The organism is Bacillus sp. FF-1 (assembly GCF_028548245.1).
GTDB classification, from domain to species: Bacteria; Bacillota; Bacilli; order Bacillales; family Bacillaceae_G; genus Bacillus_A; species Bacillus_A paranthracis.
Map to the genome: position 1 here is coordinate 443,072 of NZ_JAQQGG010000003.1, position 20,554 is coordinate 463,625.

A 20,554-nucleotide genomic window follows, 5' to 3' on the forward strand; every position below is an offset into this window, starting at 1 on the left:
ATAACATCACAACTTTCTTCCATTTCATCATTTCAAAGTAACTATCTTATTGTATCCACAAACGAAAAAAGAGATGCCTCATAAAGAGACATCATCTTTTTTATACTTGCGGTTCAGATTCTACTTTCTCAACCTTTTTCTTGTTTTTGCCCTTTTTCAAACGACGGTTTTCAAGCATTAACCAAATTTGAGAAGCAACGAAAACAGAAGAATACGTACCTACAACTAGTCCAACAAGTAACGCAAACGAGAAGTTACGTAGTGACTCACTACCGAAGATAAGCAGTGCAATTACTGGGAATAACACTGTTAATACGGTGTTAATCGAACGACCAAGCGTTTGGCGAATACTTGCATTTACGATTTCTTCTAAGTCTTTTATATCGCGAACTCGTTTTTTCTGTTTGTATAATTCACGGTTTCTATCAAACGTAACAATTGAGTCATTAATAGAATAACCGATGATTGTTAACACGGCAGCGATAAACGTTAAGTCTACCTCCAATTGGAAAATACTAAATATAACAATCATAACGAATGCATCATGTAATAATGCAAGCACTGCAGATAATGCGTACGTAAATCGGAATCGAATACTTACGTATAAAATGATAACTGCAGAAGCAATTAATACTGCGATAAATGCATTTCTTGCAATTTCTTTACCAATTGTCGGCGAAACTGTACTTACGTTTGGATCTGTACCATATTTATCGTGGAAGAATGTTTTTGTTTTCGCAATTTCATCTTTTGATAGAACACCTAATGTACGAACTGCGAATCCCTTATTGTCATCTCCAGTCGGTACAATGTTTTCTTCCTTCACGTCAATGTTCAATTCTTTAAAATCTTTATGAACATCAGACACAGTAACTGATTGTTTTGATTGCAGGTCGATACGTGTACCACTCGCAAAGTCAATACCAAGATTCATTTTGAAAATTGGTAAAATAATTGCACCTGCAATTACAACTACAATCGAGAAGATAAGGAATTTATGACCGACATTTACAAAGTTAATACGATCAAATTTCGTTGGTGGATGTACTACACCTTTTGTTAACGGAATAATATCCTTTTGTTTCACACCAAAGTATCCTGGTTTTTTATCGAAGTAACGGCTCTTTACAAGTAAACTTAGTAAGAAACGAGTACCGAATACGTTCGTAATAAAACCGACTAAAATACTTACAATTAAACTTGTTGCGAATCCTTTTACAGAGCTATTACCGTAAACGAATAATACACCAGCTGCTGCAAGTGTTGTAATGTTCGCATCTAAAATTGTTGCTAATGAACGATGGTTACCAGCACGGAATGCTGACATCATTGACTTACCAATTTTCAGTTCTTCTTTTAGTCTCTCGTACGTAATAATATTCGCATCAACTGCGATACCTACCCCGAGCACTAACGCTGCAATACCTGGCAACGTCAGAACTGCATGCATCCAGTTAAAGACAAGTAATGTAACGAAAATGTATAAACCTAACATAATAACCGCTACAAGTCCTGGTAAACGGTAGAATACAAGCATAAATAAGAAAATAAGAGCGATACCAATCGCACTAGCGAAAATTGTTTGCTCTAACGCTTGTTGACCAAATTTCGCTCCAACAGATGTTGAATACATTTCTTTTAAATCAACCGGCAGTGCACCTGCGTTTAATAAAGATGAAAGTTGTTTTGCACTTTCAACTGTGAAGTTTCCACCTACGATAGATACTTCAGCTTGGTTAAATACTTGACTTACTGTTGCTGCTGATAAGAATTTCGGATTCGGTTTTGCAGATTCTGCTTTATACGAATCTTTTCCTTCTTCAAAATCAAGCCAAATTACCATTAAATTCGTTGGTGGTGGCATTTTTGAAATTTTCTCAGTTACTTCACGGAATTTTTCAGCGCTTTTTAGTGTAAGACCTACACTCGCACGGCCTTGCTCATCAAATGTTTGCTTCGCTCCGCCACCTTTTAAATCCGTTCCATCCATAAGAAGATTGTCATCTACATCACGAAATGTTAATTTCGCTTGTGTTGATAACATTTCACGTGCTTTTTGCTGATCTTGTACACCAGCAAGCTGTACACGAATTCGATCTTGCCCTTCGATTTGAATGTTCGGCTCACTTACACCGAGAACATTGACACGATTTTCAAGAGCACCTACTGTACTTACAAGTACATCTCGATCGATTTTATCACCTTTTTTGGCTGGTTTTACTTCATACAGAATTTCAAAACCACCGCGAAGGTCTAGTCCTAGACTAATTCCTTTTGCTATGTCTTTTCCTGCCGCACCAATTACTCCACCGATTAATAAAACGATGAGGAAAAAGGCGGCAATTCTTGTACCACGCTTTGCCATATGTACCCTCTTTCCGCTACTAACACTTCAAATAAATCTTTTACGATTCACTTTTACACGTGTGCATACGCCTAGTTAGTAGACTTCCTTTCTATAATTTTGCTAGTTCCTCACCAGCTGTGTCGGTAAGTTTTTCACATTACCTACACTTTCATTATTTGTTTTCTCTCTTCACTACCTCCTTTATATATGATCTTAGACATAATTATTTCCTCATTATCAATACCTATCATTATACTGCAAAAGGAAGAACAAACCAATTGCAGTCGGTTATTTATTTTCATATTCATCAAATGACCAAAGCGGGGCTTGATATGCTTCAACAGTTAAATACGTCATATATTCATTAGCTGTTACTGTTAATACGTCATTAACTAATTCATACAATCTAACGTCACTGTCTATCTTCTTCCACTTTTTCACTTTAAGAAACTTCCAAATGTCATCATCTGTTACTCGGTCGTAGCCGAACATTTGGAACTCTTCTACTTTACTTTCTAAAACGACTTGTAACTGTCCGCGGTATGATTCTACCAAAGCCTCTCTATCTAACATATATAACATCTCCTTCTTATTTCAGCACGAAAAGTCGCTTTTAATCCCGCTCTAATGGACAGCAATAACTACTTTCAAGAGTACTCTCTTAAATGCTTGTCATTCTTGTCTCGTACGTGCATATAAATTATTGTAAATCATTCCACTGATTTTGAGAAGGTAGGAGAAGACCATGACGAGACAAAGCTTTTTAAAAGGCGCATTTATTTTAATGATAGCCGGCTTTATTACCAAAATTCTAGGATTTATTAATCGTATTGTAATGGCACGTATTTTAGGAGAAGAAGGCGTTGGCCTTTATATGATGGCCGTCCCTACATTTATTCTAGCAATTACATTAACACAAATCGGTCTTCCTGTCGCAATCGCAAAATTTGTAGCAGAAGCAGAAGCTGTGAATGATAAACAAAAAGTTAAAAAAATATTAACAGTATCATTAGCTGTTACATCTGTTATTAGTATCATTTTAACAATTGGAATTATGCTCCTCACACCTATTTTAGCAAAAACATTATTAACTGATGAACGAACGTACTATCCATTAATGGCCATTTTGCCTGTCGTTCCTGTTATTGCTGTTTCTTCTGTTTTACGTGGCTATTTCCAAGGGAAACAAAATATGAAACCTAGCGCTTACGCCCAAGTGATAGAACAAATTGTCCGCATTACCATTATCGCTATATGTATTCAATTATTTTTACCTTACGGCGTAGAATATGCTGCAGCTGGCGCTATGTTATCAGCCGTTCTCGGTGAAGTGGCATCGTTATTATTTTTACTTACTTTATTCCAGCGCGAAAAACATTTATCTATACGCTCTGGATTTTTCACTACTGTAAAGGAGAGCAAAGGAACATTTTATTCTCTTATGGATATTGCACTTCCAACTACAGGAAGTCGTTTAATCGGTTCCGTTTCCTATTTTTTTGAACCTATCGTCGTTATGCAAAGCTTAGCGATTGCCGGCGTTGCTGCCTCCGTCGCAACTCAGCAATACGGTATATTAAACGGGTATGCATTCCCGCTTCTTTCACTACCAGCCTTTATTACATACGCTCTTTCGACAGCACTCGTTCCATCAATTAGCGAGGCAATGGCAAAAAGACAACATAAATTAGTAGAACACCGCTTACAACAAGCTCTTCGAATCTCACTCATTACTGGCGGGTGGTCAGTCGTTATATTATACGTATTTGCTTCTCCTGTTTTAACTCTTATGTATGGATCGGATAGTGCAACAGCGTTCATCCAGCTTCTTGCACCTTGCTTTTTATTTCATTATTTTCAAAGTCCACTTACCTCTGTCTTACAAGCTTTAAACTTAGCACGTGCGGCCATGATGAATACGTTTATTGGTGCAATCGTGAAATTAATCGTTATTTTTGTACTAGCTTCAAGGCCAGAGTTTCAAATGATGGGGGTTGCCCTTGCAATTGCAGCAAATATCGTAACAGTAACATTTCTTCATTATGCTACTGTTTTAAAGAAAATTACATTTACCATTTACGCAAAAGACTATATTTTTGGCGGACTTGCCATCGGTATCGCAGGCTCCTTCGGTTTTTACCTTCATAAGTATATAGTTTTCTCTCATTCACTTGGCGTACAAACATTATGGGAAATCACTTTAACAACACTCGTTTATATTGTGCTCCTCTTCATTTTCAAGCTCATTCGAAAAGAAGAGTTAAGTCGTCTCCCTATCATTCGAAAACTTTCATTTTTGAAGTAAATAGGCTTACTATTCCATATAGTAAGCCTCTAGTTTTCTTTCAAATCAACAAAAAATTTTCCATTTTGAAAACTACAGTATAAAATTTGTGTTACATCGTTATAGCCTAAGTTTTTTAATTTTTCAACAAGCCACTCGTCTGTATGTTCAATCATTTGTAAATGATTCGATTGAATTTCTCCATCGATAATAAGGGGAAGAGTAAACTGCAATGCATCCTGCCCGCCTTTTTGTTTTTGAAAGACAGATAACTTCCCAGATGGTTCTAAAATAGCGTATTCTACATCCCTAATATCTCCGACTCCCTGCTCTCTTAATTGCATCATTAAATCATCTATATTATATCGCTGGTTTCTCATCTTTTTTCCATCAATTTTTCCAGCATTAATAATGATTGCTGGTTCTCCTTCTATTAAATGCCGAAATCGTTGAAACTTTAAAGAAATGACAGACAAAATGATCTGTATACACATAAGAAAGACCATCGGAACTAATTGATGCCAAAGTGATTTATCCGTATTTTCAATTGCGACTACAGCCATTTCACCAAGCATAATGAATACGACTAAATCTAATACACTTAATTCTCCTATCTCACGTTTACCCATAAGACGAAAAATAATTAAGATGATAATATACAACAGCATCGTCCGGCCAATTACTGATACCCATTCCATTTTTACATCTCCTTTTTACGTATAGACTCCCCTATAAAAAAGAAAATAGTCTAACTTAGGCAAAAGGAAAATATGCTTGTATTAAAAAGGGGGAATGTATAAATGGATGGAACGAAAAAATTATCAACTGCAATCGGCTTCGGTATCGTTATCCTATTAATTCTCGCAACAGTTACTAGCATGATTATGGCTCTTTTATTAAAATTTACAGATATGAATGAAGGAACATTAGCTGTTACTATTTTTATACTCGCACTTTTATCTATGCTTATATCTGGGTTTACTGCCGGCAAAAAAGCACAAGGGAAAGGTTGGCTAGTAGGCTTCTCAACAGGACTTACATTCACTATACTTGTTTTTCTAGTTAACTATTTAGGCTTCTCTCAAACTTTATCGAACTCGCAGTTACTTTACCAATTAGCATTAATGGGCGCGAGTACACTTGGTGGCATTTTCGGTGTAAATATGTCCAAACAAAATAACTAAAAAAAGGCCCTGCACATTTCATGCAGGGCCTTCCTCATTAGTTTTTCACAACTTCACGAATCGCATTACGATCGAAAGTTAAGTGTGAACCACCAGATTTAATAACGATTTTCGTCTCATCTACTGATTCAATTGTACCGTGTAAGCCACCGATTGTTACGATAGCATCACCTTTTTTTAACTCACTTTGCATTTGAGCAACTGCTTTTTGACGTTTTTGTTGCGGGCGAATTAATAAGAAATAGAAAATCGCAAACATCGCAACGATCATAACGATATTCATCATACCTGGATTCATCTTTTGTTCCTCCTTTTAAATTATGTATTAGAAGTTTTTAGCATTCGGTTTATTAAAGCCATACTGTTCAAAGAATTCTTCGCGGAAATCGCCAAGACGGTCTTCACGAATAGCTTGTCTCACCTGCTCCATTAAGTTTAACAGAAAATGAAGGTTGTGATAAGACGTTAAACGAATTCCGAACGTTTCATCACATTTCATTAAGTGACGAATGTACGCACGAGAGTAATTTTTACATGTATAGCAATCACAGTTTGGATCAAGCGGACCGAAATCTCTTGCGAATTTCGCATTTTTGACAACAAGGCGGCCTTCACTTGTCATACATGTACCATTTCGAGCGATACGAGTTGGAAGTACGCAGTCAAACATATCAATACCACGAATTGCACCATCGATTAACGAGTCAGGAGAACCTACTCCCATTAAGTAACGTGGCTTATTATCTGGAAGAAGTGGCGTTGTAAACTCAAGTACACGGTTCATAATATCTTTCGGCTCACCTACAGATAAACCACCTACCGCGTAACCAGGGAAGTCCATTGAAACAAGGTCTTTTGCACTTTGGCGACGAAGCTCTTCGAACTCCCCACCCTGTACAATACCGAATAAACCTTGATCTTGTGGACGTTCATGTGCTTTTAAGCAACGCTCTGCCCAGCGGCTTGTACGCTCTACAGATTTCTTCATATATTCAAAAGTAGCTGGGAATGGTGGACACTCATCAAATGCCATCATAATATCTGAACCTAATGCATTTTGAATTTCCATCGCTTTTTCTGGTGATAAGAATAATTTATCTCCATTTAAGTGGTTACGGAAATGAACGCCTTCCTCTTCAATGCGACGGAAGTCACTTAAACTGAATACTTGGAAACCACCAGAGTCCGTTAAGATTGCACGATCCCAGTTCATAAATTTATGCAAACCGCCTGCTTCACGAATGATTTCGTGACCTGGACGTAGCCATAAATGATACGTATTACTTAAAATAATGCCAGAATCCATTGCTTTTAATTCTTCTGGTGACATTGTCTTAACTGTTGCAAGCGTACCAACTGGCATAAATGTTGGTGTATCAAATGAACCGTGTGGCGTATGTACACGTCCTAAACGGGCACCTGTTTGTTTACAAGTTTTAATAAATTCATAACGAATTGCTGTCATAATTTACTCCTTTTATTTGTTTCCCATTTTAGCGTGAGAGGCAACGAACATTGCATCACCAAAGCTAAAGAAACGATATTTTTCTTTTACTGCTTCATTATAAGCATGAAGTACATTATCTCTGTTTGCAAATGCACTTACAAGCATAATTAATGTTGATTTCGGTAAATGGAAGTTTGTAATTAAACCATCAATTGCTTTAAATTCGTAACCTGGGTACATAAAAATGTCTGTCCAGCCAGAAGCAGCACAAAGCTTGCCGTCATGATCTGTCGCAATTGTTTCTAACGTACGAGTTGAAGTCGTACCTACCGTAATAATACGTCCACCATTCTCTCTTACACGGTTTAATAATGCCGCCGTCTCTTCAGACATATGGTAATATTCTGCGTGCATATGGTGCTCTTCAATCGTATCAGCAGAAACTGGTCTAAATGTTCCAAGCCCTACGTGAAGTGTAATAAATGCTAACTCAACGCCTTTTTGTTTTAACTTCTCCAGTAACTCTTCTGTAAAATGAAGTCCTGCAGTCGGCGCTGCTGCTGAACCGATTTCTTTCGCATATACTGTTTGATAGCGATCGCGATCTTCTAGCGTCTCTTTAATATATGGAGGAAGTGGCATTTCTCCAAGTTCATCTAAAATTTCATAGAAGATGCCGTCATATGAAAATTCAAGCTGACGTCCACCTTGATCTGCAGTTCCTGTGCAAGTTGCTTTTAATTTTCCTTCGCCAAAAGAGATAACAGTTCCTTCTTTTACACGTTTCGCTGGCTTAACAAGCGTCTCCCACTTATCGCCTTCTTCTTGTTTTAAAAGAAGTACTTCAATGTGTGCGCCTGTATCTTCTTTCACACCATGCAGACGAGCAGGCATTACTTTCGTTTCATTTAAAACTAAGCAATCCCCCTCATGTAAGTAAGAAAGAATGTCTGTAAAATGTTTATGCTCAATATCGCCTGTTTCACGGTCTAACACCATTAATCTTGATGTTTCACGCTCTTCTAATGGGACTTGTGCAATAAGTTCTTCTGGTAAATGAAAATCAAACAGATTAATATCCATAACTATATCCACCTATTTCTTATTTGAATCGATTTATTATATACATAATAAAAGATAATACAATACTTAACACAATACATGTAATGATAGGAAAATAAAAGGTAACGTTTCCTTTTTTCACAAAAATATCGCCTGGAAGTCTTCCAATGAACTTCCAAGCTAAGCCAACAACGATAAGTAAGATCCCTGCTGTAATAAGCAATTTTGGCATCTCCGTCATACTTTTGGCATCTCCATTCCGAAATGCTCATATGCAAGTGGCGTTACAATTCGCCCCCTTGGCGTTCGTTGTAAAAAGCCAATTTGTAATAAATACGGCTCATACACATCTTCAATCGTATGAGATTCTTCTCCAATCGTTGCCGAAACCGTTTCTAATCCAACTGGACCACCACGGAACTTCTCAATAATACCAAGCAATAATTTATGGTCAATATGATCTAGACCTAATTTATCTACTTGCAGTAGTTCTAACGCCATTTGTGTAATTTCCATCGTAACCGTTCCGTTACCCCGAACTTGTGCGAAATCTCGTACACGTCGTAATAAACGATTCGCAATACGAGGTGTACCACGAGCACGTCTTGCAATTTCTAGTGCAGCTAATGAATCAATTTCAACTTCAAATACTTCTCCTGTACGTTCCACAATCGCAGAAAGCTGATCTACTGTGTAATACTCTAATCTTGAAAGTACACCGAAACGGTCACGTAATGGCGCTGATAATGCTCCCGCACGCGTCGTTGCTCCAACTAATGTAAATGGCGGTAAATCTAAACGTACAGACCTTGCTGACGGTCCTTTTCCAATTACAATATCAAGGCAAAAATCTTCCATCGCAGGATATAGTACTTCTTCAATTGATCTATGCAAACGATGAATTTCATCAATAAATAATACATCCCCTGGCTGAAGTGCTGTTAAAACAGCTGCTAAATCACCTGGCCTTTCAATTGCCGGTCCTGAAGTTGTTCTAACATTTACGCCCATTTCATTGGCAATAATATTCGCAAGCGTCGTTTTACCAAGACCTGGTGGTCCATATAAAAGCACGTGATCTAGCGTCTCTTCACGCATTTTCGCCGCTTCAATAAACACCTCTAAATTATGTTTCGCTTTATCTTGGCCAATATACTGACGGAGCGTCTGTGGCCGTAATGAATATTCTAAATCCGCATCTTCATATGCTGATTCCCCTGAAAGGAGACGTTCGTCCATTATACTCACCTCTTACCATTTAGTAAAAGACTAAGTGCCTTTTTAATATGCTGATCCGTCGTTAATGATTCTTTTAATAACTCTGGTACAACGCGAGAAACTTCTCGTTCCGCGTATCCAAGTGCGCGCAGAGCTTCCAACGCCTCATCAAGCTCAGCTGAAGAACCTTTCTTCTCATCAAAACGTTCTGTATCTGAGAATAAATCAACAAATGCATCTGGTACAACATCTGCTAGTTTTCCTTTTAAATCTAAAATCATTTGGCGCGCTGTTTTCTTCCCTACGCCCGGGAACTTCACTAAAAACTTCTCGTCCTCATGTTCAATCGCTTGAACGACCTGTCCTGTTTGACCAGAAGCTAAAATTGCAAGAGCGCCTTTTGGTCCAATACCAGACACGCCTAACAACTTTGTAAATAATAAACGCTCTTCACGTGTTTTAAACCCGTAAAGCGCCATAATATCTTCTCTCACATAATGATATGTATAGACACGGATTTCTTGCTTACTTCTTTGAAATACATACGGATTCGGTGTGAAAATTTGATAACCAATTCCATTATGATCAATTACGACATATTCCGGTCCTACATACTCCACGTAACCTGTAACATATTCAAACAAAATACGATCTCTCCCTCTTAAATCATGTATTCCATTTTAACATATTTAATGATAGAAAAGCGAGACTACCCCAACAAATGTTCTCTATTTGAAACTTCTGTTATTTTCCATTGACAGAAAGCATGAAGCACATTAATATACAGAAGTCGATAATGATTATCAATACTAATTAAAGGGGTTACATCAGGATGAAACGTAAGCTATTTATTTTATTTACTATTATGCTAGTTGTTCTTTCTATCGTTGGCTGTTCTTCTCAAAAAGAAGAATCAAAAGCAAAAGAACAACCGAAAACAAAAGTTGTAAAACACGCTAAAGGGGAAGCTACAATTCCAGTAAATCCAAAGAGAATTGTTGATTTATCTGGTTCAACAGAAGAATTATTACTTCTTGGACACAAACCTGTTGGTACAGCAAATACATATAAAGATAAAATCCAAAAGCATTTGACAGAAAAGCTAGACGGAGTAAAAGCAGTAGGTTGGTATTGGGCACCTAAAGTTGATTTAGAAGCTGTTACTGCTTTAAAACCAGACTTAATTATTTTGAACAATCGTCAATTAAAAATTTATGATCAACTAGAAAAAGTAGCACCGACAGTTGTTCTAGAAACAAACTTAGAAGACTGGCGCGGTAAGTTTAAAGAAGTAGGTAAACTATTTGACGAAGAAAAGAAAGCCGACAAATGGATTGCAGACTACGATAAAAAAGCCGACTCTTTATCTAAAAAGATTAAAGAGAAAACAAAAGATGAGAGCTTTATGTTCATCGCAGTTACACCACAAAACTTCCGTGTATACGGTAGCTTCGGGTACGGTGACATCATCTTTAACGACTTAAAACTTCCAGCAACAAAAGGTACAGATTTAAAACAAACGATGGCGCAAGTATCGCTAGAAGGTCTTGTTGCATTCCAACCTGACCAAATGTTTATTGTAAACTTTGGCGGTGAAGCTGATAAAGTTTACGAAGACTACAAAAACAGTGCCGTTTGGAAAGACAATAGAGCTGTAAAAAACAATCACGTATATGAAGTATCAAACGAAATCTTCAATACGAAAGCTTTCAATCCAATCGGAAAAGATATGCTAATCGATGAAATCGCAAAACAAATTTTAGATAAAAATAAATAAGAAAAAAAGCAGCTCACCATGAGCTGCTTTTTTTCTTATTTTGCACTGCATATTGTTTCATTTTTTCAATCGTCTTCACAAAACCTTCTTTTGATTTAATACGAATACCACGTTTCAATTTCGCACGCTCATAACTCTCAAGCTTTTTCATATCAATTTGAAAGAAGGAATGAATCGCATTATCGCTTTTCGGTACACCTTTAAAAATTTGTAATATCCCTTCCTCTGACACGCCAAAATAACCGCTCGTTTTTAACAACGGAGAAATATCGTCAACTTTCTTTTGTAATACGATTTGTACATCATCACGATCAACGAGCTGCCATTCTTTATACTGCTGTAAAAACTTTTCTAAGTCTGCTACTTTTTCTGTAAAGATTTCCTCACTTACTTCTCCATCAACATACATTCGCTCTAATAAAATTGTAACTTGAGGGTCTTTCTCTGTTACTTCTGGTACTGGCCCTTCCGCCTTCGCATTCGTTCCATAAACGAAACAAAACATCATAACGAAAGCTTGCATCGCAATCAGTATCCATTTCATTTCCGTTCACCTCTTTTAGGCAAAATCATACTTTCATTAGTAGTTTTTCCGGAAATGGGGGTTTTATCCCTAATTCATAGATTACTCTCATTAAGACTTATAGAGTCCAATGATTTCTACCTATTTCGAAACATATTGATTACTTGAAAGCTTTTTTATATCTTTATTGGATTGTACCGTCGCTATATAGACTCCAATTAATACGATTGCCATTCCAACTATCTGTTGCCACGTAACAGCTGCTCCATATAGGACAACTGATATACAAGTAGCTACAATAGGAGTTAGATTTAAATACATACTCGCTTTGCTTGCACCTAACTCTTCTACTCCTTTATTAAACACGATATATCCAATTAACGTCCCGCATATGACCATATACAACATTTCTATCCATCCCTGTAAAGAAAACGTCCCAACCTTTCCCCATCCATCTTCATATAAAGAAAGGCCTGCTAAAAACCCAGTACCCAATACCGTCATACTCATTGTAGTTAATAAAGGGGAGACACCACTCATAACTTTTTTTCCTGTTAAGCTATATAACACCCCACAGATTAAAGCAGCTATAAATAAAAGATCGCCCTTATTAAATGACAAAGACATAAGTGTATTTATTGAACCGCTCGTAATAACAACTATTACACCGATAAGAGACAACATTAAACTTATTCCGACTTTTATACTCCAAGACTCTTTAAAAAATAATATTGCTCCTAAGGTTACAAAAACGGGCATTGTAGCAATAATAAGCGAGCCATTCAAAGTGGAAGTATAGTTAAGTCCCATAAAGAAAAAAACATTGTAGCCAAAAATACCTGTTAATGATACAAATAACAGCCCTTTCCAATTCTTTAATAACAAACTTGTATTCCACTCAGATTTCATAAAAACTATGCCTATTAAAATACAACCCGCTAAACCAAAACGAATTGTTGCCGCTGTAATCGGTGGAATTTCAGTAATAACATGCTCTGCTGTTGCAAAAGAGCCACCCCAAAATAAAGGAACAAGTAACATAATGACATACATACGATTTATTTTTTTCATTTTTATTACCCCTTTCAAGTAAACAAGTTCAAAAGTTTAAACTTGTTTACTTATTAGTTAAAAAAAATTAATAATTCGATTCTATTGCTTGAAGTAAATCCTTCACCTGTTTTAAAAATTCTCCGGCTATTATAGAATAAAAAATTTCTTTTCCATGTCGATCCGCTACAATTAGTTCTGCTTGTTTTAAAATTTTTAAATGGTGTGAAACAGCTGGTCTAGAAATCCCCATTTTATCTGTTATTTGCGTTACATTCATCTGTTTGTTTTCTAACAATAGCATAATAATTTGCTGACGATTCTCATCCCCCAACGCCTGAAATATAGGTGTTACGACCTGAAATTTCTCTAATACAACTTCTGTATTTCTACATTCAAAATTCTCCATATCCTATTCATCCCAACCTTTTATATATAAAAAACATGTAATATATTACCATTAAATAGTAACTCTTTCATTCGCAGTTGTAAATAACTTTATTTTCAGACTATTTTTCGATAAAAAAAGGAAGATTGGATTCCTCCATTCTTCCCTTTACATTCATATAAAATGAAAGACGCCTGCAAAGCAGGCGTCTTGATGCGTTTACGGCGAGAGACCAGGCGACCACATTCGCGTGTTTAGCACTTAAGCATATCTCTCGTCTTACGTAAATTAGCTCATCGCTTTGCTAATATAACATTAATAAAGTATAAGTGCAACATGTTTATAAAAATATTTTATTTCCTCTTTCATCCAAACAAATTATATGTAAATTATAAATTGATAAATGCAATATATATGTTACAATTAATATAACAGCGAAATTATCATAAACAGGAGATAGATATTGTGAAAAAAATAAAAGATGAACGTCTCATTCTGCAAACATTAAAAAATATACGTATTGCCTTTCTTTTTCAATCACTTGGTATAATTGGAATTTTAGGCTATATCGGATTCACTGAAGGACTAGATCAAATTACGAAATCTCCATTATGGCTATTATTTATTCTTACGAGTATTGTGCTTAGTTATTTACAGTTAAGCGTTTCAATTGATGTAGAAGAAAGCAAAAAGGACATCCAATTAATTCCTTACTATAAACTTGTCTTTCGCTCCCTTATCGTTGGAATTATTATGGCTATTATTTATATTATTTTCAGTCCAGAAAGACCTCTCTTTGAAGCTATTTTAACAGGTAGCATTCTCTTCATATGCTTTTTAGTCTCTTACTCCGTTAGTTATTTTATAAAAAAGCGTCGTTTACAAGACAACGATGAATAAAGAGGAAGGGCTATCCTTCCTCTTTTATTTTGCTATCGCACTGTACCAGTTAAACCGTAACGAATGTCTCGGAACATATTCACTATGTCACGATTAAAATCGTTTGTAACTGTACCGTTACGCAAGCGTGTACTCATTGCATCGACACGAGTAAACATGTCATTTCTTACAGATACATATACGTTTCTGTTTCCAACTTCATTTGAAACCGCTTGACGAATTTCGTTCGCCATTGCCGTTTCATTTGTCACTGTGTTACGTGGTTTTACCGCAATCGCCACATCGTTTCCATATACAACTGTAGACACACGGTCTACGTTATTCATACGTTTCACACGATTTGTAATTCTTTCTGCAGTTTTACCATCATTGTTAATGTATGAATTGTTCATTGTAATATTACGTGTTGGATGCGGATTAGCAATTTGACCGTTGTAATTTACATCACGGTAATAGTTATATCCTGTATCGTTACGACCATTTCTATATGTTACATAGTCTGTATAACGATCGTTACGCGTCACATTATCACGATACTGGTGTGTATCATTATAAGATGTACGCTCGTAATTGTAGTTACGTCCATCCATTGCATTGTTTTTTGGTGTACCACATGCAGCTAATGCACTAGTAACTAACAAAGAAGCAGCAATCACTTTTACTTTCGTATTCAATACAAAAACCCCCTCTGTTAGAATGAACTTCTCTTCTGAAAAGCTCCCTCTTATGATGAGTAACAGAGAAGGTTTTTACACTGTTAATATTTCACTGGGGATTTTCTAACATTTGGTGTAAATCTTCCGTTTCCAGAACGAATCTACATACAAAAAAGGTGGGAATCATCCCACCTTTTTTAAACTTCTTCTTCATCCTCTTCTTCTGAAACTGGCTCCCCAAATACATTTGGTGGATCTGGTTGATAATACATCGTTCCTGGCTGTGGTGCATATGCGGATTGAGTTGGTTGATAATATAAAGGATTCGCGTATTGTGGCCCTCCAGGTTGCGGACTATATAGCCTACTCTCTCCTCCGCATCCACAATCTTCCTCTCCTTGCACGAGCGGCGGCATATTATTATCTATCGGCATCATATTTGGATTTGGCATAGACGTATATTGCGGTCCAAACGGTGCTCCTTGCTGATATGGCATTTGATATGGATTTTGTTGTTGATAATACGGATTCGGCGGCATCATAGGCTGTTGGTACGGCATTTGATATGGCATCATATTCGGTGGTTGATTGTTATCCATGATTGGCATCATGTTTGGCATTTGATTGTTATCCATAATTGGCATCATATTCGGCATTTGGTTGTTATCCATTATCGGCATCATATTTGGCATTTGATTATTATCCATAATTGGCATTATATTTGGCGGTTGATTGTTATCCATGATTGGCATGATGTTTGGTGGTTGATTGTTATCCATGATCGGCATCATGTTTTGTGGTTGATTGTTATCCATGATCGGCATCATGTTTGGTGGCTGATTATTATCCATGATTGGCATCATGTTTGGTGGCTGATTGTTATCCATAATTGGCATTATATTTGGCACTTGAATATTTGGTGGTATTACTTGTGGAATCACTACATTTTCTTTCGATACATTTGGCGACACTATGTTTCCTACATTTTCTTTCTTTACTTGCGGTGATACTATGTTTCCTACGTTTTCTTTTTTTACTTGCGGTGATACTATATTTCCTACGTTTTCTTTCTTTACTTGCGGTGATACTATATTTCCTACGTTTTCTTTCTTCACTTGCGGTGATACTATATTTCCTACGTTTTCTTTCTTCACTTGTGGTGATACGATATTCCCTACGTTTTCTTTCTTCACTTGTGGTGATACGATATTCCCTACATTTTCTTTCTTTACTTGCGGTGATATTATATTGTCTTTTTTCGTTTGCGGAGAAATGATGTTATTAGGTTTCATTTTAGTAATTTGAGGAGCAATTAACTCGCTTCCTTTTTTAATTACATCTGAAATTTTATATTCTTTTTTCGTTTTTATTGGTGGTTGCGGCGGCTGCGGTAACACATTTACCGAAAACTTCGTATTTTCTTTTTCCGCTGGTTTTTGTTTTTCTATAACAGGTGGTTTTTGAATCACTGACGGTTTTTCAACTGGTTTTTCTTTTTGAATTGGCTGTTCTTTTTGCACCTCTTTTTGCGGTTTCACCTGTACTTCTTTTTGTGGCTTCACTTGTATTTCCTTCTGTGGTTTTACCTGTACTTCTTTTTGTGGTTTCACTTGCATTTCCTTCTGTGGTTTTACTTGCACTTCTTTTTGTGTTTGTTGCATGGCAGGCTCTTGTGTAATTGGTGCTGATTGATACGTAACTTCTTCCTCGTCTTCTATTCCAAGCGGCGTTGGCGTTGCTGCAAATTCTTTTTGTTGCACTTCTTTTACATATTGTTTTGGAGGTGCTGAACCTGCTCCAGCATGCTGTTTTACGTGTACACTGTTTGATGGTACTTTAATTTTCATACCTGGCATAATTAAATCTGGATTGCTAAGTTGTGTATTTGTTTTTTTCAACGTATCAAAATCCACTCCGTACTTTTTCGCAATTTTCCAAAGGGTATCCCCTTTTTGCACGATATGAATTTTCAAATTTTCCCCCTCCTGTATAACTTATCTATAAGTAACAAATCTCATGAAGTAACCCTTTCTAAATAACGTTAACCTCTTTTCACTTGTATCACTTCTTCGATTTTCGATATCATTAGAAGCGGAATAAGTATAAGATAATCGCAATGATTTCTTCAAAACAATGTATGCCCATTTTGTTCTCGTTATGATTATATGTACGAAAAAAAGCAACGGGAATCCGCTGCTTTACACACGCTCTAACATACGATTTAATGAAAGAACTGCCTCTTCAGTCACTTGTTTATCTACGCTAATGACGTTAATTTCTTCTCCTTTTTCTATCGTTTCAAGTGCCCATAATAAGTGCGGCAAATCAATTCGGTTCATCGTTAAACACGGACACATAAAGGGGTTAAGTGAAACAATTTCTTTATCTGGATGTTGTTGAATAATTCGGTTCACTAAATTCATTTCTGTACCAATCGCCCATTTACTTCCGGATGGAGCCGCTTCAATCATATCAATAATGTATTTCGTTGAACCTGCATAATCCGAAGCAGCTACAACTTCGTAGCAACATTCTGGATGTACAATAATATTCATGTCCGGCTGATTTTTCCGTACGTTCTCAATGTTTTTCACTGTAAAATTTTGATGAACAGAACAATGTCCTTTCCATAAAATCACTTGGATTTCTTCTATATCTCCATCGTACTCTAATGAATCAGTATGTGGATCCCATACTGCCATTTTATCTAACGGGATACCTAAATCGTACGCTGTATTTCTTCCTAAATGTTGATCCGGTAAAAAAACGAGACGCTCTTTTTGTGTAAACGCCCAAGATACCATTTGTTTTGCATTAGAAGAAGTTACTGTTGCTCCGCCATTACGACCGCAAAATGCTTTAATTGCAGCCGTAGAGTTCACATACGTTAACGGAATCATCGTATCTCCAAATAATTTTGTGAGCTCTTTCCACGCTCTTTCTGTTTGTTCTATATCTGCCATATCTGCCATCGAACACCCTGCACGCATATCTGGCAAAATAACAATTTGATCATCTGTCGTTAACATATCTGCTGTTTCTGCCATAAAGTGTACACCGCAAAATACAATATATTTCGCCTCTTTATTGCTCGCTGCAACTTGCGCAAGCTGAAGTGAATCTCCTGCTGCATCAGAAAATTGTACCACTTCATCTTTTTGGTAATGATGTCCTGGAATAAATAGCGTTTCCCCCATTTTTTCTTTAATTTCACGAACCCGCTTTTCCATATTTTCTGTTGACATCGTGTAATAACGCTCTGGTAACATCGTTTCAATCGGTTGTACTTTTTCTAAAATACTCATATTTCTTTCTCCCCCTCTAAGCCACTTTCCTTACGCCTCAATATTGAAACTAATATCAAGTGCTTTCACTGAATGTGTTAACGCTCCAAGTGAAATATAATCTACCCCTGTTTTTCCGTATTTCGATAAATCTTCAATGGTAATACCTCCTGAAGCTTCTGTAACAATGGCACTTGGTACAATCTTTGAAAACTCTCGAATCTCATCTGGCGTACGGTTATCAAACATAATAATATCCGCACCAGCAGCTACAGCCTCTCTCACTTGTTCCTCAGTTTCTGTTTCTACTTCTACTTTCACCATATGTCCTAATTTTTCTTTCACCGATGTAACAGCTTTCGTAATAGAACCAGCAAAAGCAATATGATTGTCTTTGATCATGACACCGTCATATAAGCCGAAACGGTGATTAAATCCGCCTCCGCATACAACTGCATACTTATCAAACATACGTAGCCCTGGCATCGTTTTTCGCGTATCACAAATGCGTGTATGGCTGCTATCTAAGGCACGAACAGCCTCGTATGTCATTGTCGCTATCCCACTCATACGCTGGATAACGTTTAATATAACGCGCTCTGCCGTTAATAACGATGCGATTGGTCCTTGGACAGTTGCAATTATTTCGCCTTTTTCTACAAAATCTCCATCTTTTTTATGAAGCTCCACTTTAATTCTCTCATCAATTAATTTAAACCCTTCTTCAATGACTAAACGTCCCGCAAAGACTCCTGTATCCTTTGCAAGAAACGTTCCTTTTGAAAGTAAATTATCTGGAAAAATAAGCTGAGATGTTACATCTCTTTCTCCTATATCTTCTAGAAAAAATCGATTTAATGCTTCTTTAACCTTTATCGTATTCATAAAGCCCCTCTTCCCCTCATTACACAAGTTGTAGTTTTCTTTTCACTCGAACGATTTCTTTTTTTACGCTATTTCTATGTGGGTAATCACTTCGATAATGGCCACCAATGCTTTCTTCTCTTTGCAAAGCTGATACGACGATAAGCTCACAAACTGTTAACATATTCATAAGCGTTATCTCTTCATTTGTAAGAACATCATGTTGTAATATCATATTTCGAACACCGTACTTACTAAGCCATCTCTTTGCATAAGATAAACTTTGCTCTGTTCGCACAATCCCAACATATTTCATCATGCATTCTTGTATTTCTTCTTTCGTCGGCAAATGATTCAGAACGATAAACTTCTTTTCCTTCTCAGCAAAGTTGTTCAATCTGTCTTTTGTCGCTTTCGTTAAAAGATGCTGTCCTATTCTTTTTCCAAACACAAGACCTTCTAATAATGAATTACTCGCTAATCTATTTGCTCCATGAACCCCATTACAAGCTACTTCACCGACTGCATATAAATTTGGAATAGACGTCTCCCCATCAATGTTTGTTTTCACGCCACCCATATGAAAATGAGCACCGGGTACGACTGGAATGCGTTTTTTAGTAATATCAACACCATTCTTTTTACACAATGCTGATACAGTTGGAAAACGTTCTTCGAAATTTTGAATAGACTCGATATTCAAATACACTTTTTCACCCGACAAAAGCTGTTCATGAATCGCTCTTGCCACTACATCACGCGGTGCGAGATCATGATCTGGATGTATATCCATCATAAAACGCTGCCCTTTTCCGTTTATAAGGACAGCTCCTTCACCGCGGACTGCTTCAGAGACGAGACCGCAGCATCGCCCGCCCGCATATAACATCGTTGGATGGAATTGTACAAATTCTAAATCTACAAGCTCCCCACCCGCGCGGTACACCATCGCAAGTCCATCACCCGTAATTGTTTTGTCATTAGAAGTAAAAGCATACAAACCACCAATCCCGCCTGAGGCTAACACAGTATAATCTGCATCATAACGCTTCAACTTCCCTTCACTATCTCGCGTTAAAACTCCAGCACATTTTTCGTTTTCTATAATAAAATCAAGCACCATTTCCTGTTCCACTACCGTAACATGCGGAACTACTTCTTGAATGAAATGCTCTAATAAATTCTTTCCTGTTGCATCGCCACCTGCATGTAAAATACGCCGCTTCCGATGTGCACCTTCTTTTCCAAGGTGAGGGCCCGTTTCATCTCCATCAAATTTCATTCCATTTTCAATGAGATGATTCATTTCTTTCGGCCCTTCTTCAACTAAATAACGAACCGTATCTTCATTGTTATAATGACATCCTGCTACTAACGTATCTTCAAAATGATCATTTGGATTGTCATATGTAGCTACGGCTGCGGCAATTCCACCTTGCGCTAAATATGTATTATTATTACGATTTGTTTCCTTTGTGATAATAATCACATTCTTTTCGTGACAAATCTCTTTTGCAACACGAAGTGCCGCAACGCCACTTCCAATAATTAAGACATCTGCACTTGGCAT

At 36.9% G+C, this 20,554-nt stretch carries 20 protein-coding genes and 1 pseudogene; 4 read left to right on the top strand and 17 right to left on the bottom strand.

The window, feature by feature from the left end; all coding sequences use genetic code 11:
* Positions 1–100: 100 nt before the first annotated feature.
* Positions 101–2,365, bottom strand: a complete 2,265-nt coding sequence (secDF, locus tag PQF83_RS12785) for a protein translocase subunit SecDF (RefSeq protein WP_001119080.1) — start codon at positions 2,363–2,365, stop codon at positions 101–103.
* Between the two features lie 270 nt (positions 2,366–2,635).
* Positions 2,636–2,920, bottom strand: a complete 285-nt coding sequence (locus PQF83_RS12790; RefSeq protein ID WP_000886980.1) for a post-transcriptional regulator — start codon at positions 2,918–2,920, stop codon at positions 2,636–2,638.
* 172 nt (positions 2,921–3,092) lie between these two features.
* Here PQF83_RS12790 and spoVB point away from each other — a divergent pair, with 172 nt between their 5' ends.
* Positions 3,093–4,652: a stage V sporulation protein B gene (gene spoVB / locus PQF83_RS12795; protein ID WP_000198282.1), complete on the top strand. Its 1,560-nt coding sequence runs from the start codon at positions 3,093–3,095 to the stop codon at positions 4,650–4,652.
* A gap of 29 nt (positions 4,653–4,681) precedes the next feature.
* Here the strand turns inward: spoVB and PQF83_RS12800 are convergent, their stop codons facing one another.
* Entirely contained in the window at positions 4,682–5,329 is a 648-nt protein-coding gene (locus tag PQF83_RS12800; RefSeq protein WP_000455393.1) for a DUF421 domain-containing protein, read from the bottom strand.
* A gap of 102 nt (positions 5,330–5,431) precedes the next feature.
* Here PQF83_RS12800 and PQF83_RS12805 point away from each other — a divergent pair, with 102 nt between their 5' ends.
* Positions 5,432–5,815: a TIGR04086 family membrane protein gene (locus tag PQF83_RS12805; RefSeq protein ID WP_000349147.1), complete on the top strand. Its 384-nt coding sequence runs from the start codon at positions 5,432–5,434 to the stop codon at positions 5,813–5,815.
* Positions 5,816–5,852: 37 nt separating this feature from the next.
* On the opposite strand, the gene yajC is transcribed toward PQF83_RS12805, so the two are convergent.
* The 6 genes from yajC to ruvA are packed head-to-tail and all read right to left on the bottom strand — an operon-like array spanning position 5,853 to position 10,186.
* Positions 5,853–6,113, bottom strand: a complete 261-nt coding sequence (yajC, locus tag PQF83_RS12810) for a preprotein translocase subunit YajC (protein WP_001068066.1) — start codon at positions 6,111–6,113, stop codon at positions 5,853–5,855.
* 27 nt (positions 6,114–6,140) lie between these two features.
* Positions 6,141–7,280: a tRNA guanosine(34) transglycosylase Tgt gene (gene tgt / locus PQF83_RS12815; protein WP_000125362.1), complete on the bottom strand. Its 1,140-nt coding sequence runs from the start codon at positions 7,278–7,280 to the stop codon at positions 6,141–6,143.
* A 12-nt stretch (positions 7,281–7,292) separates the two neighbouring features.
* Complete coding sequence (gene queA, locus PQF83_RS12820) at positions 7,293–8,345, bottom strand: tRNA preQ1(34) S-adenosylmethionine ribosyltransferase-isomerase QueA (RefSeq protein ID WP_000354031.1); 1,053 nt, start codon at positions 8,343–8,345, stop codon at positions 7,293–7,295.
* A gap of 19 nt (positions 8,346–8,364) precedes the next feature.
* Complete coding sequence (locus PQF83_RS12825) at positions 8,365–8,565, bottom strand: DUF2905 domain-containing protein (protein WP_000138162.1); 201 nt, start codon at positions 8,563–8,565, stop codon at positions 8,365–8,367.
* Positions 8,562–9,563 carry a Holliday junction branch migration DNA helicase RuvB gene (ruvB, locus tag PQF83_RS12830; protein WP_000344452.1) on the bottom strand — a complete coding sequence of 334 codons (1,002 nt, stop codon included), beginning with the start codon at positions 9,561–9,563 and terminating at the stop codon, positions 8,562–8,564. Before ruvB ends, PQF83_RS12825 begins: the two co-directional genes overlap by 4 nt.
* Positions 9,564–9,568: 5 nt before the next feature.
* Positions 9,569–10,186, bottom strand: a complete 618-nt coding sequence (gene ruvA, locus PQF83_RS12835; protein ID WP_000464510.1) for a Holliday junction DNA helicase RuvA — start codon at positions 10,184–10,186, stop codon at positions 9,569–9,571.
* Positions 10,187–10,374: 188 nt separating this feature from the next.
* Here ruvA and PQF83_RS12840 point away from each other — a divergent pair, with 188 nt between their 5' ends.
* Positions 10,375–11,319: an iron-hydroxamate ABC transporter substrate-binding protein gene (locus PQF83_RS12840; RefSeq protein WP_000823601.1), complete on the top strand. Its 945-nt coding sequence runs from the start codon at positions 10,375–10,377 to the stop codon at positions 11,317–11,319.
* Between the two features lie 13 nt (positions 11,320–11,332).
* Here PQF83_RS12840 and PQF83_RS12845 read toward each other — a convergent pair whose 3' ends face one another.
* From PQF83_RS12845 to PQF83_RS12855, 3 genes are all read right to left on the bottom strand, one after another.
* Complete coding sequence (locus tag PQF83_RS12845) at positions 11,333–11,863, bottom strand: BofC C-terminal domain-containing protein (protein ID WP_000871180.1); 531 nt, start codon at positions 11,861–11,863, stop codon at positions 11,333–11,335.
* A gap of 120 nt (positions 11,864–11,983) precedes the next feature.
* The gene (locus PQF83_RS12850; protein ID WP_000723576.1) at positions 11,984–12,913 is read right to left on the bottom strand and encodes a DMT family transporter; all 930 of its coding nucleotides are present in this window, start codon (positions 12,911–12,913) and stop codon (positions 11,984–11,986) included.
* 67 nt (positions 12,914–12,980) lie between these two features.
* Complete coding sequence (locus PQF83_RS12855) at positions 12,981–13,301, bottom strand: ArsR/SmtB family transcription factor (protein WP_000426918.1); 321 nt, start codon at positions 13,299–13,301, stop codon at positions 12,981–12,983.
* A 444-nt stretch (positions 13,302–13,745) separates the two neighbouring features.
* Here PQF83_RS12855 and PQF83_RS12860 point away from each other — a divergent pair, with 444 nt between their 5' ends.
* On the top strand, positions 13,746–14,180 hold the full coding sequence (locus PQF83_RS12860) for a hypothetical protein (RefSeq protein WP_000721229.1): 435 nt from the start codon (positions 13,746–13,748) through the stop codon (positions 14,178–14,180).
* 32 nt (positions 14,181–14,212) lie between these two features.
* Here PQF83_RS12860 and PQF83_RS12865 read toward each other — a convergent pair whose 3' ends face one another.
* The 5 genes and pseudogenes from PQF83_RS12865 to nadB form a co-directional block, all read right to left on the bottom strand.
* On the bottom strand, positions 14,213–14,854 hold the full coding sequence (locus PQF83_RS12865; protein ID WP_001093544.1) for a YhcN/YlaJ family sporulation lipoprotein: 642 nt from the start codon (positions 14,852–14,854) through the stop codon (positions 14,213–14,215).
* 1,798 nt (positions 14,855–16,652) lie between these two features.
* Positions 16,653–16,809 (bottom strand): annotated as a pseudogene (gene safA / locus PQF83_RS28575) (SafA/ExsA family spore coat assembly protein); the annotation flags it as partial.
* Between the two features lie 225 nt (positions 16,810–17,034).
* Positions 17,035–18,141, bottom strand: coding sequence for a quinolinate synthase NadA (gene nadA, locus PQF83_RS12875; RefSeq protein ID WP_000025315.1), 1,107 nt, complete (start codon positions 18,139–18,141; stop codon positions 17,035–17,037).
* A gap of 30 nt (positions 18,142–18,171) precedes the next feature.
* Positions 18,172–19,005 (bottom strand): carboxylating nicotinate-nucleotide diphosphorylase, encoded by an 834-nt coding sequence (gene nadC, locus PQF83_RS12880; RefSeq protein ID WP_001092217.1) that lies wholly within the window; start codon positions 19,003–19,005, stop codon positions 18,172–18,174.
* A 19-nt stretch (positions 19,006–19,024) separates the two neighbouring features.
* The gene (nadB, locus tag PQF83_RS12885; protein WP_001138551.1) at positions 19,025–20,554 is read right to left on the bottom strand and encodes an L-aspartate oxidase; all 1,530 of its coding nucleotides are present in this window, start codon (positions 20,552–20,554) and stop codon (positions 19,025–19,027) included.

Coding starts and splice junctions, on each gene's coding strand:
- secDF (WP_001119080.1), bottom strand. CDS start 2,365: ATGGCAAAGCGTGGTACAAGAATTGCCGCCTTTTTCCTCATCGTTTTA.
- PQF83_RS12790 (WP_000886980.1), bottom strand. CDS start 2,920: ATGTTAGATAGAGAGGCTTTGGTAGAATCATACCGCGGACAGTTACAA.
- spoVB (WP_000198282.1), top strand. CDS start 3,093: ATGACGAGACAAAGCTTTTTAAAAGGCGCATTTATTTTAATGATAGCC.
- PQF83_RS12800 (WP_000455393.1), bottom strand. CDS start 5,329: ATGGAATGGGTATCAGTAATTGGCCGGACGATGCTGTTGTATATTATC.
- PQF83_RS12805 (WP_000349147.1), top strand. CDS start 5,432: ATGGATGGAACGAAAAAATTATCAACTGCAATCGGCTTCGGTATCGTT.
- yajC (WP_001068066.1), bottom strand. CDS start 6,113: ATGAATCCAGGTATGATGAATATCGTTATGATCGTTGCGATGTTTGCG.
- tgt (WP_000125362.1), bottom strand. CDS start 7,280: ATGACAGCAATTCGTTATGAATTTATTAAAACTTGTAAACAAACAGGT.
- queA (WP_000354031.1), bottom strand. CDS start 8,345: ATGGATATTAATCTGTTTGATTTTCATTTACCAGAAGAACTTATTGCA.
- PQF83_RS12825 (WP_000138162.1), bottom strand. CDS start 8,565: ATGACGGAGATGCCAAAATTGCTTATTACAGCAGGGATCTTACTTATC.
- ruvB (WP_000344452.1), bottom strand. CDS start 9,563: ATGGACGAACGTCTCCTTTCAGGGGAATCAGCATATGAAGATGCGGAT.
- PQF83_RS12840 (WP_000823601.1), top strand. CDS start 10,375: ATGAAACGTAAGCTATTTATTTTATTTACTATTATGCTAGTTGTTCTT.
- PQF83_RS12845 (WP_000871180.1), bottom strand. CDS start 11,863: ATGAAATGGATACTGATTGCGATGCAAGCTTTCGTTATGATGTTTTGT.
- PQF83_RS12850 (WP_000723576.1), bottom strand. CDS start 12,913: ATGAAAAAAATAAATCGTATGTATGTCATTATGTTACTTGTTCCTTTA.
- PQF83_RS12855 (WP_000426918.1), bottom strand. CDS start 13,301: ATGGAGAATTTTGAATGTAGAAATACAGAAGTTGTATTAGAGAAATTT.
- nadA (WP_000025315.1), bottom strand. CDS start 18,141: ATGAGTATTTTAGAAAAAGTACAACCGATTGAAACGATGTTACCAGAG.
- nadC (WP_001092217.1), bottom strand. CDS start 19,005: ATGAATACGATAAAGGTTAAAGAAGCATTAAATCGATTTTTTCTAGAA.
- nadB (WP_001138551.1), bottom strand. CDS start 20,554: ATGCCAAGTGCAGATGTCTTAATTATTGGAAGTGGCGTTGCGGCACTT.